This window comes from Fulvitalea axinellae (assembly GCF_036492835.1).
Classification (GTDB): Bacteria; Bacteroidota; Bacteroidia; order Cytophagales; family Cyclobacteriaceae; genus Fulvitalea; species Fulvitalea axinellae.
The window spans coordinates 3,353,341-3,370,310 of sequence record NZ_AP025314.1 but is presented as its reverse complement, the minus strand read 5'-3'; the positions used below and the strand labels follow the sequence as shown (position 1 = coordinate 3,370,310).

At 47.3% G+C, this 16,970-nt stretch carries 14 protein-coding genes; 11 read left to right on the top strand and 3 right to left on the bottom strand.

Annotation, left to right across the window (positions count from 1 at the left end; genetic code table 11):
• Position 1 precedes the first annotated feature (1 nt).
• The 4 genes from AABK39_RS12625 to AABK39_RS12610 all read left to right on the top strand — a co-directional run bounded on the left by AABK39_RS12625 (position 2) and on the right by AABK39_RS12610 (position 3,408).
• The gene (locus AABK39_RS12625) at positions 2 to 535 is read left to right on the top strand and encodes an O-acetyl-ADP-ribose deacetylase (protein ID WP_338391713.1); all 534 of its coding nucleotides are present in this window, start codon (positions 2 to 4) and stop codon (positions 533 to 535) included.
• 139 nt (positions 536 to 674) lie between these two features.
• Positions 675 to 2,420: a lysine--tRNA ligase gene (gene lysS, locus AABK39_RS12620; RefSeq protein ID WP_338391712.1), complete on the top strand. Its 1,746-nt coding sequence runs from the start codon at positions 675 to 677 to the stop codon at positions 2,418 to 2,420.
• A gap of 153 nt (positions 2,421 to 2,573) precedes the next feature.
• Positions 2,574 to 3,014, top strand: coding sequence for a cytochrome c (locus AABK39_RS12615; protein WP_338391711.1), 441 nt, complete (start codon positions 2,574 to 2,576; stop codon positions 3,012 to 3,014).
• Between the two features lie 82 nt (positions 3,015 to 3,096).
• Positions 3,097 to 3,408, top strand: coding sequence for a hypothetical protein (locus AABK39_RS12610; RefSeq protein ID WP_338391710.1), 312 nt, complete (start codon positions 3,097 to 3,099; stop codon positions 3,406 to 3,408).
• A gap of 7 nt (positions 3,409 to 3,415) precedes the next feature.
• On the opposite strand, the gene AABK39_RS12605 is transcribed toward AABK39_RS12610, so the two are convergent.
• A complete protein-coding gene (locus tag AABK39_RS12605; RefSeq protein ID WP_338391709.1) occupies positions 3,416 to 5,410 on the bottom strand; it encodes a hypothetical protein in 1,995 nt (664 codons plus the stop codon).
• The gene (locus tag AABK39_RS12600; RefSeq protein WP_338391708.1) at positions 5,403 to 6,236 is read right to left on the bottom strand and encodes a hypothetical protein; all 834 of its coding nucleotides are present in this window, start codon (positions 6,234 to 6,236) and stop codon (positions 5,403 to 5,405) included. Before AABK39_RS12600 ends, AABK39_RS12605 begins: the two co-directional genes overlap by 8 nt.
• Positions 6,237 to 6,321: 85 nt before the next feature.
• Between AABK39_RS12600 and AABK39_RS12595 the strand changes: the two genes are divergently transcribed.
• A complete protein-coding gene (locus tag AABK39_RS12595; RefSeq protein WP_338391707.1) occupies positions 6,322 to 6,963 on the top strand; it encodes a toxin-antitoxin system YwqK family antitoxin in 642 nt (213 codons plus the stop codon).
• 64 nt (positions 6,964 to 7,027) lie between these two features.
• On the opposite strand, the gene AABK39_RS12590 is transcribed toward AABK39_RS12595, so the two are convergent.
• Complete coding sequence (locus AABK39_RS12590; protein ID WP_338391706.1) at positions 7,028 to 8,683, bottom strand: beta-N-acetylhexosaminidase; 1,656 nt, start codon at positions 8,681 to 8,683, stop codon at positions 7,028 to 7,030.
• A 437-nt stretch (positions 8,684 to 9,120) separates the two neighbouring features.
• Here AABK39_RS12590 and AABK39_RS12585 point away from each other — a divergent pair, with 437 nt between their 5' ends.
• The 6 genes from AABK39_RS12585 (at position 9,121) to AABK39_RS12560 (ending at position 16,970) form a co-directional block, all read left to right on the top strand.
• Complete coding sequence (locus AABK39_RS12585) at positions 9,121 to 9,729, top strand: RNA polymerase sigma-70 factor (protein ID WP_338391705.1); 609 nt, start codon at positions 9,121 to 9,123, stop codon at positions 9,727 to 9,729.
• A 46-nt stretch (positions 9,730 to 9,775) separates the two neighbouring features.
• Positions 9,776 to 10,921: a FecR family protein gene (locus AABK39_RS12580; RefSeq protein ID WP_338391704.1), complete on the top strand. Its 1,146-nt coding sequence runs from the start codon at positions 9,776 to 9,778 to the stop codon at positions 10,919 to 10,921.
• A 34-nt stretch (positions 10,922 to 10,955) separates the two neighbouring features.
• On the top strand, positions 10,956 to 11,303 hold the full coding sequence (locus AABK39_RS12575) for a hypothetical protein (protein ID WP_338391703.1): 348 nt from the start codon (positions 10,956 to 10,958) through the stop codon (positions 11,301 to 11,303).
• Positions 11,304 to 11,305: 2 nt separating this feature from the next.
• Entirely contained in the window at positions 11,306 to 14,248 is a 2,943-nt protein-coding gene (locus AABK39_RS12570) for a SusC/RagA family TonB-linked outer membrane protein (RefSeq protein WP_338394688.1), read from the top strand.
• The gene (locus AABK39_RS12565; RefSeq protein ID WP_338391702.1) at positions 14,245 to 15,711 is read left to right on the top strand and encodes a RagB/SusD family nutrient uptake outer membrane protein; all 1,467 of its coding nucleotides are present in this window, start codon (positions 14,245 to 14,247) and stop codon (positions 15,709 to 15,711) included. The genes AABK39_RS12570 and AABK39_RS12565 overlap by 4 nt, the downstream gene beginning before the upstream one ends.
• Positions 15,712 to 15,800: 89 nt before the next feature.
• Positions 15,801 to 16,970: a hypothetical protein gene (locus AABK39_RS12560; RefSeq protein WP_338391701.1), complete on the top strand. Its 1,170-nt coding sequence runs from the start codon at positions 15,801 to 15,803 to the stop codon at positions 16,968 to 16,970.

Below are 16,970 nucleotides of genomic sequence, written 5' to 3'. Positions count from 1 at the left end.
CATGAAGAAACTTTTGGCCGACAAAATCAGCTTGCTGAAGGGCGATATTACCAAAGTGAAATGTGACGCTATCGTAAACGCCGCCAATTCGTCGCTACTGGGCGGTGGCGGAGTGGATGGCGCAATCCATAGACAGGCCGGGCCTGAATTGTTGGAAGATTGCCGTAGAGTGCGCAACGCCCAAGGCGGTTGCCCTACGGGAAAAGCAGTGATTACGGTAGCCGGAAAGTTGCCGGCCAAATACGTAATCCACACCGTCGGGCCGGTGTGGCGCGGGGGAGCTTCCGGAGAGGAAAGCCTGTTGCGGGATTGCTACCTGAACAGTTTGTCTTTGGCCTCGGAAAACGGTCTGGAAACGGTCGCTTTTCCCAATATCAGCACCGGAATATACGGTTATCCGAAAGACAAAGCCTGCGCCGTGGCTGTGTCGGCGGTAAATGAGTTTTTGGCGTCGGATACAATCGTCAAAGAAGTCGTTTTCGTTTGTTTCGATGATGAGAACTTCCGCCTTTATCAGGATTTTATCGGGAATTAGTGGCGAAATGCCGGGCATACGGATTGTGCGTGTGGCTCATTTCGGGTTTTTGGCTTTAAGCGATGCCGGACGGCCCTCCCAATTGGCATAAGAGCTTGAATATTCTTACTTTTGCGACTGAATAACACGAGTCAGAAAAATGCAATTGAGCGAGCAAGAAATCAGACGTCGGGAAGAGCGCGAAGAGCTCATGAAAATGGGTATCGATCCGTATCCCGCGGAAGAATACGAAATCACGCACAAGGCTGCGGATATCAAAACCCGTTTCGAAGACGAAGGCGAGGAATGGAAAGAGGTAACGTTGGCCGGTAGGCTGATGAGTCGCCGTATTATGGGCAAGGCTTCTTTCGCCGAGCTTAAGGACGATTCGGGCCGGATTCAGGTTTACTTCAACCGTGACGAGATCTGCGAAGGCGAAGACAAAACCCTTTACAATACCGTATTCAAGAAGATGCTTGACATCGGTGACATTGTAGGCGTAAAAGGTTTTGTGTTCCGTACCCAGGTGGGCGAGATCTCGATCCACGTGAAGGAATTCAAGCTTTTGACCAAATCTTTGCGTCCGCTTCCTATCGTTAAGGAAACCAAGGATGAGCAAGGCAACGTCAAACAGCACGACGCTTTTTCCGATCCGGAATTGCGTTACCGTCAGCGTTACGTCGATTTGATCGTTAATGACCGCGTTAAGGACACTTTCGTCAAGCGTACCAAGATCGTTAACTCGATGAGGGAATTCTTCAACGCCAAGGACTACCTTGAGGTTGAGACGCCGATCCTTCAGGCGATCCCTGGCGGTGCGGCGGCGCGTCCGTTTATCACGCACCACAATGCGTTGGATATTCCTTTGTACTTGCGTATCGCCAACGAGCTTTATCTGAAGCGTTTGATCGTGGGTGGTTTCGAAGGCGTTTACGAGTTCGCCAAGGACTTCCGTAACGAGGGAATGGACCGTACGCACAATCCCGAGTTTACCGTAATGGAGATCTACGTGGCTTACAAGGACTACAACTGGATGATGGACTTCACCGAGAAGATGATCGAGAAAGTTGCCTTGGACGTTCACGGAAACACTGACGTGAAAGTTGGTGAGAACATCATCGACTTCAAGCCTCCTTACAAGAGAATCTCGATGTACGAGGCCATCAAGGAGCACACAGGTGTGGACATCTCCGACATGGACGAGGAGCAACTGCGCGCCACTTGCGACAAGTTGGGCGTTCCGGTTGACGACACTATGGGTAAGGGCAAGCTTATCGACGAGATCTTCGGCGAGAAGTGCGAGCACCTTTACATCCAGCCTACTTTCATCACCGACTATCCGGTAGAGATGTCGCCGTTGACTAAGAAACACCGCGACAAGCCGGGCTTGACCGAGCGTTTCGAGTTGATGGTTAACGGTAAGGAAGTAGCCAACGCTTATTCCGAGCTTAACGACCCGATCGATCAGCGCGAGCGTTTCGAAGAGCAACTCAGCCTTTCGGAGCGTGGCGACGACGAGGCGATGTTCATCGACAACGACTTCTTGCGCGCGCTTGAGTACGGTATGCCTCCGACATCCGGAATGGGTATCGGAATCGACCGCTTGACTATGCTCATGACCGACAACTCGTCGATTCAGGAAGTGCTTTTCTTCCCGCAGATGAGACCGGAGAAAGTCGTGAAGCAAGCTACGGTTGAGGAATATGTTGCTTTGGGAGTTCGTGAGGAATTGGTGCCGATTATCCAGAAACTCGGCCACATGACTATCGAGCAACTGAAAGAGCAGGATTTGAACAAGCTCTTCAATGATATTTGCGGAATGCGCAAAAAGATGAAGCTTAAGGACGTGAAGAACCCGTCGAAAGACGAGATCACTTCTTGGTTCAAAAGCGAGGACGTAGACTAAGATAATCCGTAATAAGAAAAGGGCGAGGGGAATTCACTTTCGCCCTTTTTTATTTTCCGGAAAGATTTGGCGTAGCCGGAATAGTGAAATTCGGCGTTGGGATTTGGATTACTATCGTCGAGACTTTCCGAGAACCGCCTAAAATTATAGAAAATGAAGAAGACACTGATCTTATCTTTCCTGGCCGTTGCGGTGACCATATTTGCGGTTTCCTGTGGCGGAAAAAGCTCAAAAGACAGGGCCGGACTCAATAAGTTGCGTCACTACATGGTGAACGGGCAGAAGGGCTACAAGAACTATTGCGCAAATTGTCACCAAGACGATGGAGCGGGAGTTGGAAAATTGATTCCGCCACTGAGACAGTCAGATTTCTTGAGAACGAAATTACCCGAGGTGATATGTGGGATCAAAAACGGCATGACGGATCCGATAGTGGTAAACGGAGTGAAATATGATGAGCCTATGCCTCCGAACAGACGCCTGACGGATTTGCAAATTGCGGAAATCACAACGTTTATTTACAACACATGGGGTGGTGGAAACCGTATCGTGACTATAGAAGAAGTACGGTCAGCCCTGGCGAATTGCAAATAGTGACGGTTCGTTATTCCGAAACATTTTCAAAGCCCGAGGTTTATATCAACAGGTGTTGATGTGAACCTTGGGTTTTGTTGTTATGAGAAAGCTGTTTTCGGCCATATTTATCTTTTTTCTTTGGCTTCCTTTGGTCTTGTTGCTCTTTTTCGTGTATCACCAAGAAGAGTCTTCGGCCGAGGAGCATCAGGAAAATGCATCCAGAGTGGCGGTGGGCATGACTACCGAACAAGTTTTGGAGATAATGGGCCCGCCACAAGAGAAGTACAAAAGCGAAAAGTCCGGTGATTCCGTCTATGTTTACGAGACTCCGATTTTGGGGTATGACAATGTCGAAGTTTATCTAAGTCCCATGCGGGTGGTTGTAAAAGTGAAAGAAGTGGGCAAGCCTTGATTTTCCTTTAAAATCTAATCCGAATTTGAGTGCTAAGCTTGTCTTTCCTTTTTATCTCATTTGTTTCCGGATCCGTTGCGCTGGTAATTGCGTAGCGAAACCAAAACGTGATTTTTTCTCCAAATGTCCGCCTGACTTGAGCTACAAACCGATAGCCTTCTCCAATGTAAGACGGGAAATTAAAATCATACAGAATTCCCGGTTCGTACATCGTCACTCTAGTATAGAAATCGGTATTGAAAGTGGCGAATCTGAGTTTGAAATCATAACGTTTTAATTCGTACGAAAAATCTTGGGACAACAGAAAGCCGTTGTTTTCCTCTCCGTATCGTTTGTGAAAATTGAAATTCACTCTACTGTCGCTTCTGATGTTTTCACCGAAATAACGCCTCAGCCACACCGAAGCTTTTTGCGTTCTGACAGAAGCCAATTTTTGGGAAACGGATTCCCTGGTATCGTTCGCCTCTTTGTTTTCGATACGGAAAGCGATCCTAACCTCCGTTTTTTTGTAAAGCGAATAAACGGCCTGAATTCCGGTCTCGTTTCCGTCGCTGGGCATATCCACATTATATTTTAGCCAAGGAAAACGGAAGTAATCATGATAAAGGCTAATCTTCAAATGCGCCAAAGGCTCCGATGTTAGCCCGATATAAAAACCGGATTCATTGTCGGTGTTCGAAGCTTCTCCAAAGGCGTTTCCATGCCGTGGTGCGAAACCAGCATCGTAGTGCCTTAAATTTACCCCGATACGGTAGCCGGGTGCAAGGGTTTTAAGCGCTGAAACCGAACCCGCGATTTTCTTGTCTTGATTTATCGCCACTTCGCCTTTCATATGGAAATCCCGGAAGCTATAACGTGTGAATGCGCTTGCGGAATAGAAGCGTTTTCCTTCGGGGTGCTTGGCCAAATCCAATCTGCTTGGAGAAGCTTCGAATGGAAGGGAAAGATTCGTCCCGATAAAAGCGATACCCGCACTGAAGCGATAATTCTCGAATTTTAACGCTCCGCCAAGATTGGTCTCCCGGACATTCCATTTACGTTCCAATTCGGATGCGTCTCTGTGGAGTCCGGATTCGTCAAACGAGCGGATAATATGGCCTTGCGATAGGGAATCCAGCCGGGCATCGCGGGGAGTGGAGGCTGCGAAAACCGTTAGATTCCAATTTTTCGCCAAATCTATTTCTCCCGCTAATCCCCGAAATCCGAAAGCTTGGGAAGACGCTGTGGCACTGAGATTTGGCGCTCCGGAAAATATATTTCCGAGAGCGTCGTATGTTTTTCCGGTAAACCTCCTGCCACTCATGATCAGGCCCTGTCCGAAGTGAGTCCGGAAGTTTCCGAGTATAACTTTTTTAATGATTCCGATTTTTTCGATTTCGATAAATGAACTGACATGGTCATATCCGTAATGGCCTTTCTGAGGTTTCCACCGGAAAGACTCGCCGTAGTTTTGCGTGGCGGTAAGAGCGATACGCATAAAGCCCGGCGCCTGGACTTTTAGCCGGAGAGCGTGATAACCATAAGGATTGCTATCTTCTCCGTATTTGTCGGGAGCGATTCCCGTGGTTTGTCTATCATGTCGGATAAGGATTTCTGAGCGGGTGTATTTCAACCGTTCTTTTAAAGAGCGTTTAAGTTCTGGGTTTTGTGCGATAAAGAATGGCCGGATTAGCGCAACGGTCACGCTATCGAAGCGTTTGATGAATTGAAGTTCGTTTAGCGAAAAAAGGTCTCCGTAGATTTCCCGATAACGGATTAGTTCCTGTATTTGGGCCGGATAAAGTAATCCTGTCGATTGTAATTCGTCATAATTCAGCGCATTGATATTCGCTTTGTTTTCATAAAGAAAAATCAGGTTTTCAAGATCCAAGGCGACGTTTGTGGCTTCTTCTTCCGGAAGAATAAAGTTTTCGATATGCTCGATCGCCGTATGTTTTTGGGCAATACCTGGCGAAAGAATTATAAAAAACAGAATTGCTGAAAAGACGATTCTCTTATTCATTTCTCAAGCTTTTTCTTTTCAGGTTTATCACGATAAAAAGACTGTGGCTAAAGCCTAAAGACGTGTGGTGAGTGGTGCCGTAATGAAATTCCTGTCCCATAACCGAAATACCAAAACCACCTCCCAGTGTGTCGCGAAGCGTATTTTTGCCTAAGTAAGCGTAGGCTTTACCTTGCCATTTGTAAAGGGTCTCGAAGGTGTATCCGGTTTCGAATTTTCCGAAACTGTTTTCCCGGAAAACCGCTGCGCCAAAAGTCAAATTGCGGGCTGGTTTGTAGGCCAAGGCGAATTCCATCCGGCTTTCGGCCGGTATAGCCGTTTCAAAGTCGAATTCGGGGACGGTGGGGTTTGAGGCGTAAGCGCTGATTTCGATATTTTTCGTAATGCTGTATATTCCGCCGAAGGCGAATTCCCACGAAAACCGAGTTCCTTTTCCGTCTACAGAAAGCTGGCTCACGCCTCCGCGCCCGCCTATAGCGATTTCCCCGACTTGGTGGGCGAGTGTTAAACCCGCCGAAGAATTACGGAACTGCGCGGTGCCCGAACTCCTGACGCTTAATCCAGCGCTGGCTTTCCCGATTCCCGTGGCGCCGGAAAGGAAATAACTGTTAAGGTCATTTATTCCGAAAGGGCTATGAAGACCTGCCATCGTTGTCCAGTTTCTAGTACCGGCCAACCCGGCGGGATTTGCGACAGTAGAGTATATTCCCCGGTTTTGTGAATTGATCAAACCGATACGTTTGATATCCGTGGCATTTTGGGCGAATAGGGAAAAGGGGAAAATCAGAATGATGATGAAAATTATCCAATAAAGCTTTAAATTCATCTTGTTGATTCTGGTTAAAAGCGTATTTGCTTTTTATGAATCGCAAAAAGCAATCCTTTCTATTATTTAAGAAAATTGAAACCGTATGATTTTTCGGTTGATTATTCCGATATGTTTTATTGCGTTTTTTCTGATTCTCCCTTCTTCAAAAGTTTCCGCGCAAGAATCAAAAGTTTATTATGAAGACGGAAAACTAAAAGCCAAAGGACATCTGGACAGTGAAGGAAGAAAAGAAGGCGAATGGAGTTTTTATTATCCTGACGGAAAACTGAGCGCCACGGAATCTTACAAATCGGGAGAGCTGGATGGCGTGGTCAAGAATTATGATTTCAAAGGCCGTCCTACATCGGTGGAAAAGTGGAAAAACGGATTTCAGTCCGACTCATCCGTTTATTATTACGCCAACGGGAAAGTATCGAAAAAAGGCTTGTTCAAAGACGGGTTTTATGACGGCCGTTGGAAGTTTTTTTATGAAAACGGAAAACTGAAGCGTGAGGGGAATTATGAAGACGGAATGCCTGCGGGAATATGGGAGGCTTTTTGGCCGAACGGAAAGATCAGGCAAAAAGGCGCTTATAAATTCGGAAAGGAAGAAGGTGTCTGGCGCTTTTACAGAAAAAACGGAAGCTTGGAATACGAAGGTCCGTACACTGGTGGGAAGCGATCCGGCGAGTGGGTTTTTGTAGATAAAAAAGGCCGTCGATCGCCGGTGGATTTTCAGGAATGAAACGGTTGAAAATAGAAACGGCACCACCGAAAGATGGCGCCGTTTTCCGTATAACTTGGGCCGGTTATTTGGCTTTTTTTTCCGGGGCCAGTTTAAGTAGTTTTTCAGGGCTGTTATGGCTCCAATATTTGATTCCCATAAACTGGTAGCGCTTTAATTGTTTCTTAATCAAAACCTCATCACGCCAAGTTTTCCAGTTCGGTTTGTTTAGGTCAATGTTTTTGGGTTGGGCCCAGCCTTTTTCAGACAAAGCGGCCAAACGTGGGAAAGTCCGGTCTTGGAAATCGTCCCAGGTTTTGATCTGCTCGCTCCACGTACAGGCGATCACGCCTTGAGCCAAGTGGTTTTTGCTAGGGTCGGCGTCCGTAAGATCGAGCAAAGGCTCCCAAACATAAAGCTTGTCGATGGACGCTATTCCAGCCCAGCCGGCGCCGGCTTCGCCTTTGGCGTTGCGCATATCGAAATAAGTTTTGTTGGCGGGCGAAAGCAAATACGGTTGATCCAGTTTTTGTACTTTCTGGTCAATGGTGAGTGGCAAATCTTTCCACCAATGCACTTTTCCGTAGCGCCACCAGTGTACCAAAGTCTGCTTGTCGTGCCAGCCTTTCTCGAAGGCGTCGTCCCAGACAATCGGAGTCGCTTTCAGGTCCGTTTTAACGTATTCGGCTAATTTTCCGGCGAAGGCCGTAATCTCCTCGTTTCCGTAGATTTTCTTTTTCGACCCGAAATTGATCTCGTCAAAACCGATATGGATGTATTCCGGCGTAAAAAGATCGTTGATTTCGTCTAGGACCTTCTTGCAGAATTCCTCGCCTTTTTCGTCGATGCGTATCACCTTTGCCGGCTCGCGTTTGTCCGTCGGGCTTTTCAATTCCGGGTAGGCGCGGATAGTGGCCTGCATGTGTCCCGGCATATCGATTTCGGGAATGATGTCGATATGTCTTGCCTTCGCGTAAGCGATAATCTCACGCATTTCCTTTTGCGTATAAAATTGTTTTTTGCCTTTTCCCGGCGTACTGTGGTCGCCGATTGCCCCGATTTCGGTGAGCTTCGGAAACGCTTTGATCTCGATTCTCCAGCCTTGGTCGTCAGTCAAGTGTATGTGGAGCGTGTTGAGCTTGTGATACGCCACGTAGTCGATGGTCTTGAACATTTCCTCCTTGTTGCGGAAATGTCTGGAAATATCGACGTGAAGGCCGCGGATTTTTTCAAAGAATGGTTCGTCTTCGATTTTGACGGCCGGAACGGTCCATTGCGCCTGCTGTTTTTTGTCGGAATAAATTTCCGGAGGCAAAAGCTGCAACAACGTTTGTACACCGTAAAAAAGCCCTGTTGAGCTGTTGCCCGTTATGCTGACGCCGTTGGCCGAAGACTCAAGGCGGTAGGCTTCCGCTTTGCCTTTTCCGGAGTTGTCAACTGCTAAGCGGATCGTGTTTTTTTTGGCTCGCTTGCCTTTTTCGGCTCTGGTTCCGTAGCCTGTGGCTTGGGCTAGTTTTTCGGAAAGGTAATTGGCGATTTGCTTCGCCTCTTTTCCGTTAAAGATGATTTTCGTCTCGGAGTTGATTCGGAAAGGGGAGGACCCTGCCTGTGACGTTATTGATTTCGGCCGTGGAACGATGCCGTAATTGTTGTTGGAATCCTGTGCGGAAGCGCGTCCGGAGAAAAATAGGCAGGCCCAGAAAACGAGCAACAACGAGAAGGTTTTTCTGATGAATTTCATAGTTTAAAATACGTATTGACAAGCCGATGAATGACGCGACATTGGCTTTAACGTAAATTTAACCTAAATGCCTGACTTATTAACCGTTTTCGGCAAATTGATAATTGTTGTATCAAGGCGGGGGTAAAAAGTATAATTGAAAAGAATAGGTAAGGGTTGCGGGCTATTGTAAATCAGGTTTTGGGTTTTTATCAAATTTTTGTGTAATCTTATTTTCCGACGGAACAGAAAGGAATTATACACTATGCCTGTTTTTTGTTTAAACAAAGATCATTTTATGGTTCGGTACACTGGGTTTTTGTGCCGATTTGGGATGTTGTGTTCCATTGCCGTTTAGGCTTTTGTGTGTTCTGTGTGAGGAAGTTGAGGCGTATTCCGTTGCGGTTGTTTTTCTTTGAAAAAAGGCCGGCTGTTTTGCGAAAAGAGAAGAGAGACGTATGAATCGGATATTGTCAATGGACAATCTGGAGGTGTTCAAGTCAGTTTACCTTGAGCATTATCCGTTGTTGATCGCTTATGTCAGAAAAAATTTCGATACCGAAGGCCATGAGGAAGATATAGTTCATGAGGTGTTTCTTAATATCTGGAAGAAACAAGGAAGGATAAGTGTAAAGGAATCTTCCGTCAGGGCGTATTTGCTCCGTGCCGTAAGGAACAAGAGCCTGGATTGGTGTGCCAAACACGGCCGTAAATCTTCCGTGACAATGGCTTTGGAGACTACGGCCGAGATTTCCGTGGCGCCATCCGACGATTCCAGGTATCTGGAGAACAAGGAATTGGAACAGGAAATCCGTGACGCTGTGGAAGCTTTGCCTCCGCGGTGCAAAGAGGTTTTTGTACTGAGCCGGTATTCCGATATGAGCCACAAGGAGATTTCCGAAGTAACGGGCCTTACCCCCAAAACGGTGGAAAACTACATGGCCCGCGCTTACAAAAAGATGAGGCAAAGCTTGAAAAATTACTTGGTGAGCTTCGTACCCTATCTGCTAATGGCCGGGACTTTTGGTATGGGTTGGGCGGAAATCTCTTTTTCGATAATTTTTTAGCCGTTAATTTAGAGGGAGACGTGCAAAAAAGGAGTCTGTGAGATAAATGGAAGAGTATAAGATAGCTGAAATAAAACAATTCTACGACTTCCTCGAAGGAAGGATGACGAAGGAAGAGTCCGGCGATTTTGAGCGAAAGCTGGAATCGGACGTTCGCCTGAAGTCCCATTTCAAGGAGATACGCCAAATATGGAAAGCCACGGCCGAAAATCCCGAAGACGGGTTGGAGAGTTGGAAGCGCTTGGAAGCCAAGTTGGGCACGGGGCGAACGAAAAGTCGCAGTATTGGACAGTGGATTGGTTATGCGGCGTCATTCGCCGTGTTGTTGGCTTTGGCTTATTGGGCCATTCCTAACAATTCCGGTTCGGCCGCATTGTCCGATAACGAAGGCGAAACGGTTGACCCGTTCGAGGATTTGCGTTGGGTGACTTTGGTTCGCGCTGGCGAGAAGTTCGTTTTGTGGGGAGACACCGTGCTGGAATCCGGAGCGGTAATGGTCAAAGGAGGCGTGTTGTACGAATTGGCGGGCGAAAACGAGCCTGTACAGCCATGCGAAGTGTTGGTGCCGAAGGGCCAGCTTTTCGAAGTCCGTTTATCCGACGGATCCACAGTGACTTTGAACTCGCAAACCCGTTTGAAATACGATTCTAAATTCACCGAAGGGGAAAGGGACGTGGAGCTGGCGGAAGGCGAAGCGTTTTTCGAGATCGAGAAGGTGGAGGACATGCCGTTTGTGGTGAAGGCCGACGAAGTGGGGATCAAAGTGTTGGGAACGAAGTTCAACGTAAGCAATTATAAAGACGACAAGAACATCAGCGCGACGCTCGTTTCCGGGAAAGTGGCTTTGTATGCCGGTAGCGGAAAACGATTGGGAATGTCGCCATCGGATCACGCCGTTTATTCGAAAAAGGGTAAGGAGTTGAGCGTAAGCAAACTTGAGAACACTGACGAATATCTGGCTTGGATGGACTCCAAACTCGTGGCGCGCGATATGGAACTTTCCGAAGTTTTGAAACGCTTGGGCAGGATGCACGGCAAACGTGTTCGCTTTAATGGGAAGCAGGAATTGTCCGAAAAGAAAACCTGGATTACGCTGGACAAAGAATATGGAATGGACCGTTCGATGAACATTCTTTCAAAACTTTTTAAGATGGAATACCTAATCGAAGGGGATACGGTAGTGGTTTGGTGATATGATGAGCGGAATGGGGAAATTGGTAAAACATATGCGTCAAGGAACGGCTTTGCCGGTTTTTCTTAGGCGTTTTTTTATCGCCGGTTTTTTCGTGTTTCTCTTTTCTGGGGTTTCGTTTTCCCAATGCGTTAAAAAAGTGACAATTCGCCAGGCATTCGCCGAAATCGAAAGGAAAAGCGATTATAAAGTTGCGTTCAGCAAAGGCGATATTGACGAAACCCAGCAGGTCAATTTCGCTTTTTCCGAGTCTGAGAAGATCGGAAAACAACTGAAAAGCCTTTTGGAGGGAACGGGACTTTCTTTTGAGATTATTGACGACCAAATTATCATTCTTCCCCAAAAACCGGATGCGGTGAAAAAAAAAAGCCCGAATGGGTAAAGATCTCCGGAACGGTCAATGACGAATCCGGAGAGCCCATGCCCGGCGTGAATATCATAGCCGAGGGCTCCAGAAAGATACTTACCACAGACGCTGACGGACAATTTAACGTACTCGCCTTACCGGGCGATTTTTTGCGTTTTACCTTTGTCGGTTATTTTGAGAGATTCCTGCGAGTTACAGAACCTTTGACCGATGTCCGGGTGGTGATGAACACCGCATTGGAGGAACTGGACGAGGTTTTGGTGCTCGGTTATAGCGAAACCCGCAGAAGTGATCTGACGGGAGCGGTGTCGCCCGTAAAGTCCGAGAATCTTAATAAAAACGTCTCGTCCAATGTCACAAATATGCTGATAGGCCAAGTGGCCGGGCTTCAGGTTTGGCCCGGAGGCTGGGCGCCCGGTAGTGGCGGACAGGTTCAGATAAGGGGCGGTGGCGGAGTCGGTTCGGCGAGTTCGCCACTTTGGGTGGTCGATGGATTTCCGATGTCCGGAAACCCGCTGAACAACCTGAATCCAGAAGATATAGAAACTATAGAAATACTTAAAGACGCTAGCGCTACGGCCATTTACGGAGCCAGTGCCGGAAACGGAGTTGTGCTTGTGACTACAAAACGGGGAGAATTTAAGTCCCTGAAAGTTAATTATTCACTGAAATTGACTTCCCAGAAATTGGGACCGGTGCCCGAAATGTTGGATCCGGAAGAATACATGCTGGAATCGAATGCGATTGGGAAGGAACTTTGGCTTATCGAAAACAAAATTGGGGTTTACGGCCCGAATACCGAAGCGGATATTTTGGCTAAAGGTATCGACCCTTTTAAGCCAAAGTACTCGGAATTGTATATAAGGAATTTCCAAGGCGGGACGGATTGGCTGGACGAAATGATCAGGCTTGGAATAGTAGAGGAACATAACCTTTCCGTAAGCGGAGGCGGAAAACGGACCAGAGTGATGGGCTCGCTTTCGTATTATAAACAAGCGGGTGTAATCATCAAATCCGGTTATGAGAGATGGCTTGGGCGCCTGAATTTCGATCATCATTTTTCCGATTCTTGGCAGGCGGAATTTCGTATGAGCGCAAAGTATTCGGAAAAGCCGGGAATCAAAATCACCGATGAGGTGTTCCAAGGGTCCGGAACCGTAAACGGAGCGTTGCTTTTCAGCCCATTGTTGCCGATTTATGATGAGAACGGCGAATTTTCCGTAATGCCCGAACGCCCGCACCAACCCAATCCTGTTTCCTTGTTCGAAATTCAGAATGACGCCACTGGAATAAATTTCAATAACTTCGGACGGGTCACTTGGTCGCCTATAGAAGGCTTGAAGACGAAAGTATCTTTCGGTTTGAATTCTACTACTTCGGAAACCCGTTACCTCTTGCCTACCACTACCTATTTGGGCAAAGTACAGAACGGGATGGCAAGGTGGACTGAGAGCAAAGTCAATAATATCTCTTTTGATTTCTCTTCAACCTACACGGGCGAGACCACTTCCGGCGACGAATACGGAATAATGGCCGGTTACGCATTCCAGAAAGTTAGGTGGGAAAATATCAAAGCCTTCAAAAATAATTTGGGCAAAAACGAAGTCAGCTGGTGGATGCTTGAAAAGGGTACAATAGATGGCCAAGAATTTGAAATCGGCGCTTGGGAAAGGACTTTGGCCTCTTTGTTCACCCGGTTTAATTATACTTTTCGGGAGCGCTATCTGCTTACCATGACCATGAGGTTTGACGGTTCGAGCAAGTTCAGCGAATCCAACCGTTTCGCGTTGTTTCCGTCAATGGCTTTGGCCTGGAAAGTTGGGGACGAAGATTTTTTGAAAAATTGGAAAGCGCTTTCGAGTTTGAAATTGCGTTTGGGCGTAGGCCAAGTCGGTGACGAGGGTATTTCGGGAAGTTATAAAACCCTTTACTATGAAGATGACGCGTACGTGATCGGTGAGGAAAGGCAAGTCGGTTCGGTGGTATTTCAATCGGGAAATCCCGATCTGCGTTGGGAAGTTTCAACGGAAGTCAATTTTGGAATGGATTTTAGCTTTTTCGACAATAGGGTCAACGGAAGTTTGGATGTCTATACCAAATGGGTGGACGGACTTTTGGCGTACGCAGAGCCCCAAAGCTGGGAAGAACGGGGCCTGAAACCTTACAATATCGGGTCTACCGTTAGCCGAGGGTTTGAATTGGCGATCAATACCGTAAACATTAATAAGGGCGGATTTAGGTGGAATTCCAGCTTCAATATTTTCGGTTACGAGGATTATTGGAGAAAAATGGACGAACAGATAGCGAAGAAAAACTACCAGTCGGATTCCGATCCGCTTTATCCCCATTTTTATTACGAATCTGATGGATTGGTTATGCCGGGGGAGGAATTGCCCCATATGCCGTCCGCTGTTCCCGGCGATGTTAAGCTTAAGGACATAAACGCCGACGGAAAGCTGGATCACCATGATATGATAAACGGCGGAAACAGCCAGCCCGATTTCCAGTTGGGGTTTGGCAACGAGTTTTATTGGAAAAATTTTGATCTGAAAGTGTACACCTACGGCAAGTTCGGGTTTGTAAGGACCAATAATGTAGCCTTGACTTTCACTACACGGGTCGATAAGCTATATTCTGTAGGAGCGAACAGGTCTGTGGATATCAAAGACAGATGGAATTCGGAAAACCAAACTTCCGAAATGCCGAGCGGGATGCTTTCGCGCTATGGCTACGGCGATTATTTTGACGAGAATATCTCCTTTCTTCGGATCAGGAATATCACTTTGGGCTACACTTTGCCGGAAGGGAAAATTAAGGGAATACGTAACCTGCGCCTTTATCTGGACTTGAGCAATCCCGATTTTGTGACCAATTATAAAGGCCTTGATCCCGAATTTGACGGCAATGGTCAGTATCCGTCCCAGCGCTCTTATACACTCGGATTAAACTTGAGCTTATGACCCGCAAGCGGTTAATCTTCGCAAGATGTTTGGGAATGATCGTTTTGTCGTTCCTTCTGGGCGGTTGCTTTTGGAGCCTTGAGCCCGTAAGCGAAGACAAAGAAACGGAAGAGGATTTTTTTAAGAACGAGGACGACGTAATGTTGGCCCTGTACGGAGCTTATGGAAAGCTGGCAGTGTGGCAAGCGCCTGGAAAAGACTCGGGCCGTTTTATTTTTAGCGAAGCGACTACGGACGAGTTTTACTGCTCTTGGAGCGATTGGGAATGGCCGCGTTGGAGCGAGTTTTCTTGGACTCCGGTGAACAGCGCCTCCACCAGGTTTTGGCAACCGTACAAGATGACGGATTGCACATCCATAATCTGGAAAATAAACAACACCAAGATGAATCCTCTGAACCGGCCCAGGGTTTTGGCCGAACTGCGTTTGATGAGGGCGCTGTGGGCTTGGCATCACTATGACCTTTTCGGTCCGGTTCCGGTGTTGACAAATCCGGAATACCTCAAAAAAGACGGGCCCGATTACAAACCAAAACGTCCAGATAAAGCTTGGATGGTCAATTTTATAATGACTGAAGCCATGGAATCGGCAAATGATCTACCCGTGGCTGTTGAGGAATTTGAGTATGGACGTTTGACCAGAGGAGTCGCTTATATGTTGGCCTTAAAGCTGAGCGTACACGAAAAAGACTGGCGCAGTGTGGCTGACTTGTGCGAAAAAATCATCTCACTCAACCAATACGCTTTGCAGGAAAGTTACGCCTCGATTTTTCATGTGGAAAATGAGCGGAATAGCGAAATTATCTGGGCGATTCCCTGCTTGGTTTCGTTTAGGTCTAATTCTTGGTTACGGGCGGTTTACCCATTTGATTACCAATCGCCGGATGGGAATTTGGTGGAAAAAATAGGAGGCTACAAAATGCCTTGGGCCGTTTATGATAGGGTTTTTACCGACCCTGCGGACAAGCGTCTGGAAGTCCTTTGGGAGAACTATCCTGTGGGTGACGGCGAAGTGGAAAGCGCCCGGAAGTACAAAGGAGCTTTACCCGTGAAGTACAGCGAAGATCCCGAGGGCCTCGGTGGTGACCAGGGTACGGATTATGTGGTGTGGCGCTTTGCCGATGTACTTTTATATAAGGCGGAAGCTTTGGCGAATCTTGCCGGTTTTCCCTCGGCGGAAGCTTTGGATGCGCTTAACCAAGTACGAGACAGGGCTGGAATCGAAACTGTGGAGGGTGGGGAAATTCCGGATTTGGATTCGTTCAACGCATTTATCCTTGATGAGCGATTACGCGAACTTTGGATGGAAGGTGTCAGAAGACAAGACTTGATCAGACACGGGAAATTTGTGGAGGAAGCCCGCAAGCGTGGCTCCTCGGAAGCTTCGGAGAAGCATCTTTTATTGCCGATTCCCCAGTACGCTATTGACGAGAACGAGAATTTGGCTCAAAATCCCGGTTACTGATAGAGGGAAATAGCCCCCAGCTATGTCTTTAGGAGTACAGAAAGGAATTTCGGTTTGAAAATCCAGGCCGGAAATGACTCCCGATAGATATGACAGGCAAGGCAGGGAAAATACTTTTTTATTTGGTGGTGTTGGCGGGTTCGTTCGTCGCCAGCTCGTTTGTGGTTTCCGCCGTTTCGGAAGCGCCCGTGTTGGGCCAACTTCCGGCAAAGGCTTATGAGCGAAAGGACGTACTTTCGTTGGAAGACTCGGTCGGGAATACAGTGCATTTGGCTTTTGACAGCCTCGACTGTCCGCTATATTATTACAGCGAAGTTTTCAGTGCCGTTTGCTATTCTGGCGAGTGCAAGCCTGTCTACGTAAATCTTTACTGGGATCTTCTGGGCAACTACATGATGTATGAAATGCCCGAAGGGAAAATCATGACCAAACTGGATCATGTTCCTTTTGAAGTAAAGGATTACGAAAAGCTTCATCGGATTCTCGGGAACGAACTTTCCATTCTCAAAGATTTCTCTCTCAAAGATCTCGTTGGCGGTCCGGACGAGAAAAGCGGTGACGACTTGGCTAAAGTGGATGCCGTCACGGGCGCTACGGTAGAGAAAGTGAAAGAAGAAGTTATCGACGGAGCGGCTTACAGTTGCCATACTATCTGGCATTTGGTCAACGGCCGAATCAAATCCAATATCAAAAGCTTTACCCGAGATTCGGTATTCAGCAAAAAGCTCTTGCCATATCTTGTCCGCAATGCTAACAAGGACTACGCGTATTTCTCGATAGACGAAATTGCCCGGCGCAACTGGCTAGATGACATGTCGCTTTCCGAAGCTGGCTGGTTGGTTGATTCCGCTGAGCTTTTTTTGGCAAAATATACGGTGGCCAATTATCCGGAAGGGGCGCTTGAAATCGCGGATACGCAAACCCGTTTTTGGAACCGATACCAAGATGCGCAATACGGCCTAAAATCCGAAATCCTTAGAAAATTGGCTTCGGCTAAACTCTCACCGCACATAATTCTGGAATTGTCTGAAGACCTTCATACGCTTAGTCTGGAACAATTCGACTTGGCGATGGACTTGTTCCGAAATGTGGAGGAATTACCGGAATCGGTACAGCTACGTATGGCGGAATTCCTGACGGGGCAAAGTGGCGGATATGCGAAAAAGGCTTACGAAGTGTTGGTAGCCAAGCCGGCGCTCGCCAAGGGCGTCCGTAAAGCGGTTAGGAAATACGAAAAGAAATCAGGGATAAAACAATAA

Excerpts from the sequence above, each read along its gene's own strand:
- AABK39_RS12615 (WP_338391711.1), top strand. The coding sequence starts at position 2,574 with ATGAAGAAGACACTGATCTTATCTTTCCTGGCCGTTGCGGTGACCATA.
- AABK39_RS12565 (WP_338391702.1), top strand. The coding sequence starts at position 14,245 with ATGACCCGCAAGCGGTTAATCTTCGCAAGATGTTTGGGAATGATCGTT.
- AABK39_RS12585 (WP_338391705.1), top strand. The coding sequence starts at position 9,121 with ATGAATCGGATATTGTCAATGGACAATCTGGAGGTGTTCAAGTCAGTT.
- AABK39_RS12605 (WP_338391709.1), bottom strand. The coding sequence starts at position 5,410 with ATGAATAAGAGAATCGTCTTTTCAGCAATTCTGTTTTTTATAATTCTT.
- AABK39_RS12590 (WP_338391706.1), bottom strand. The coding sequence starts at position 8,683 with ATGAAATTCATCAGAAAAACCTTCTCGTTGTTGCTCGTTTTCTGGGCC.
- AABK39_RS12610 (WP_338391710.1), top strand. The coding sequence starts at position 3,097 with ATGAGAAAGCTGTTTTCGGCCATATTTATCTTTTTTCTTTGGCTTCCT.
- lysS (WP_338391712.1), top strand. The coding sequence starts at position 675 with ATGCAATTGAGCGAGCAAGAAATCAGACGTCGGGAAGAGCGCGAAGAG.
- AABK39_RS12595 (WP_338391707.1), top strand. The coding sequence starts at position 6,322 with ATGATTTTTCGGTTGATTATTCCGATATGTTTTATTGCGTTTTTTCTG.
- AABK39_RS12575 (WP_338391703.1), top strand. The coding sequence starts at position 10,956 with ATGCGTCAAGGAACGGCTTTGCCGGTTTTTCTTAGGCGTTTTTTTATC.
- AABK39_RS12580 (WP_338391704.1), top strand. The coding sequence starts at position 9,776 with ATGGAAGAGTATAAGATAGCTGAAATAAAACAATTCTACGACTTCCTC.
- AABK39_RS12560 (WP_338391701.1), top strand. The coding sequence starts at position 15,801 with ATGACAGGCAAGGCAGGGAAAATACTTTTTTATTTGGTGGTGTTGGCG.
- AABK39_RS12625 (WP_338391713.1), top strand. The coding sequence starts at position 2 with ATGAAGAAACTTTTGGCCGACAAAATCAGCTTGCTGAAGGGCGATATT.
- AABK39_RS12600 (WP_338391708.1), bottom strand. The coding sequence starts at position 6,236 with ATGAATTTAAAGCTTTATTGGATAATTTTCATCATCATTCTGATTTTC.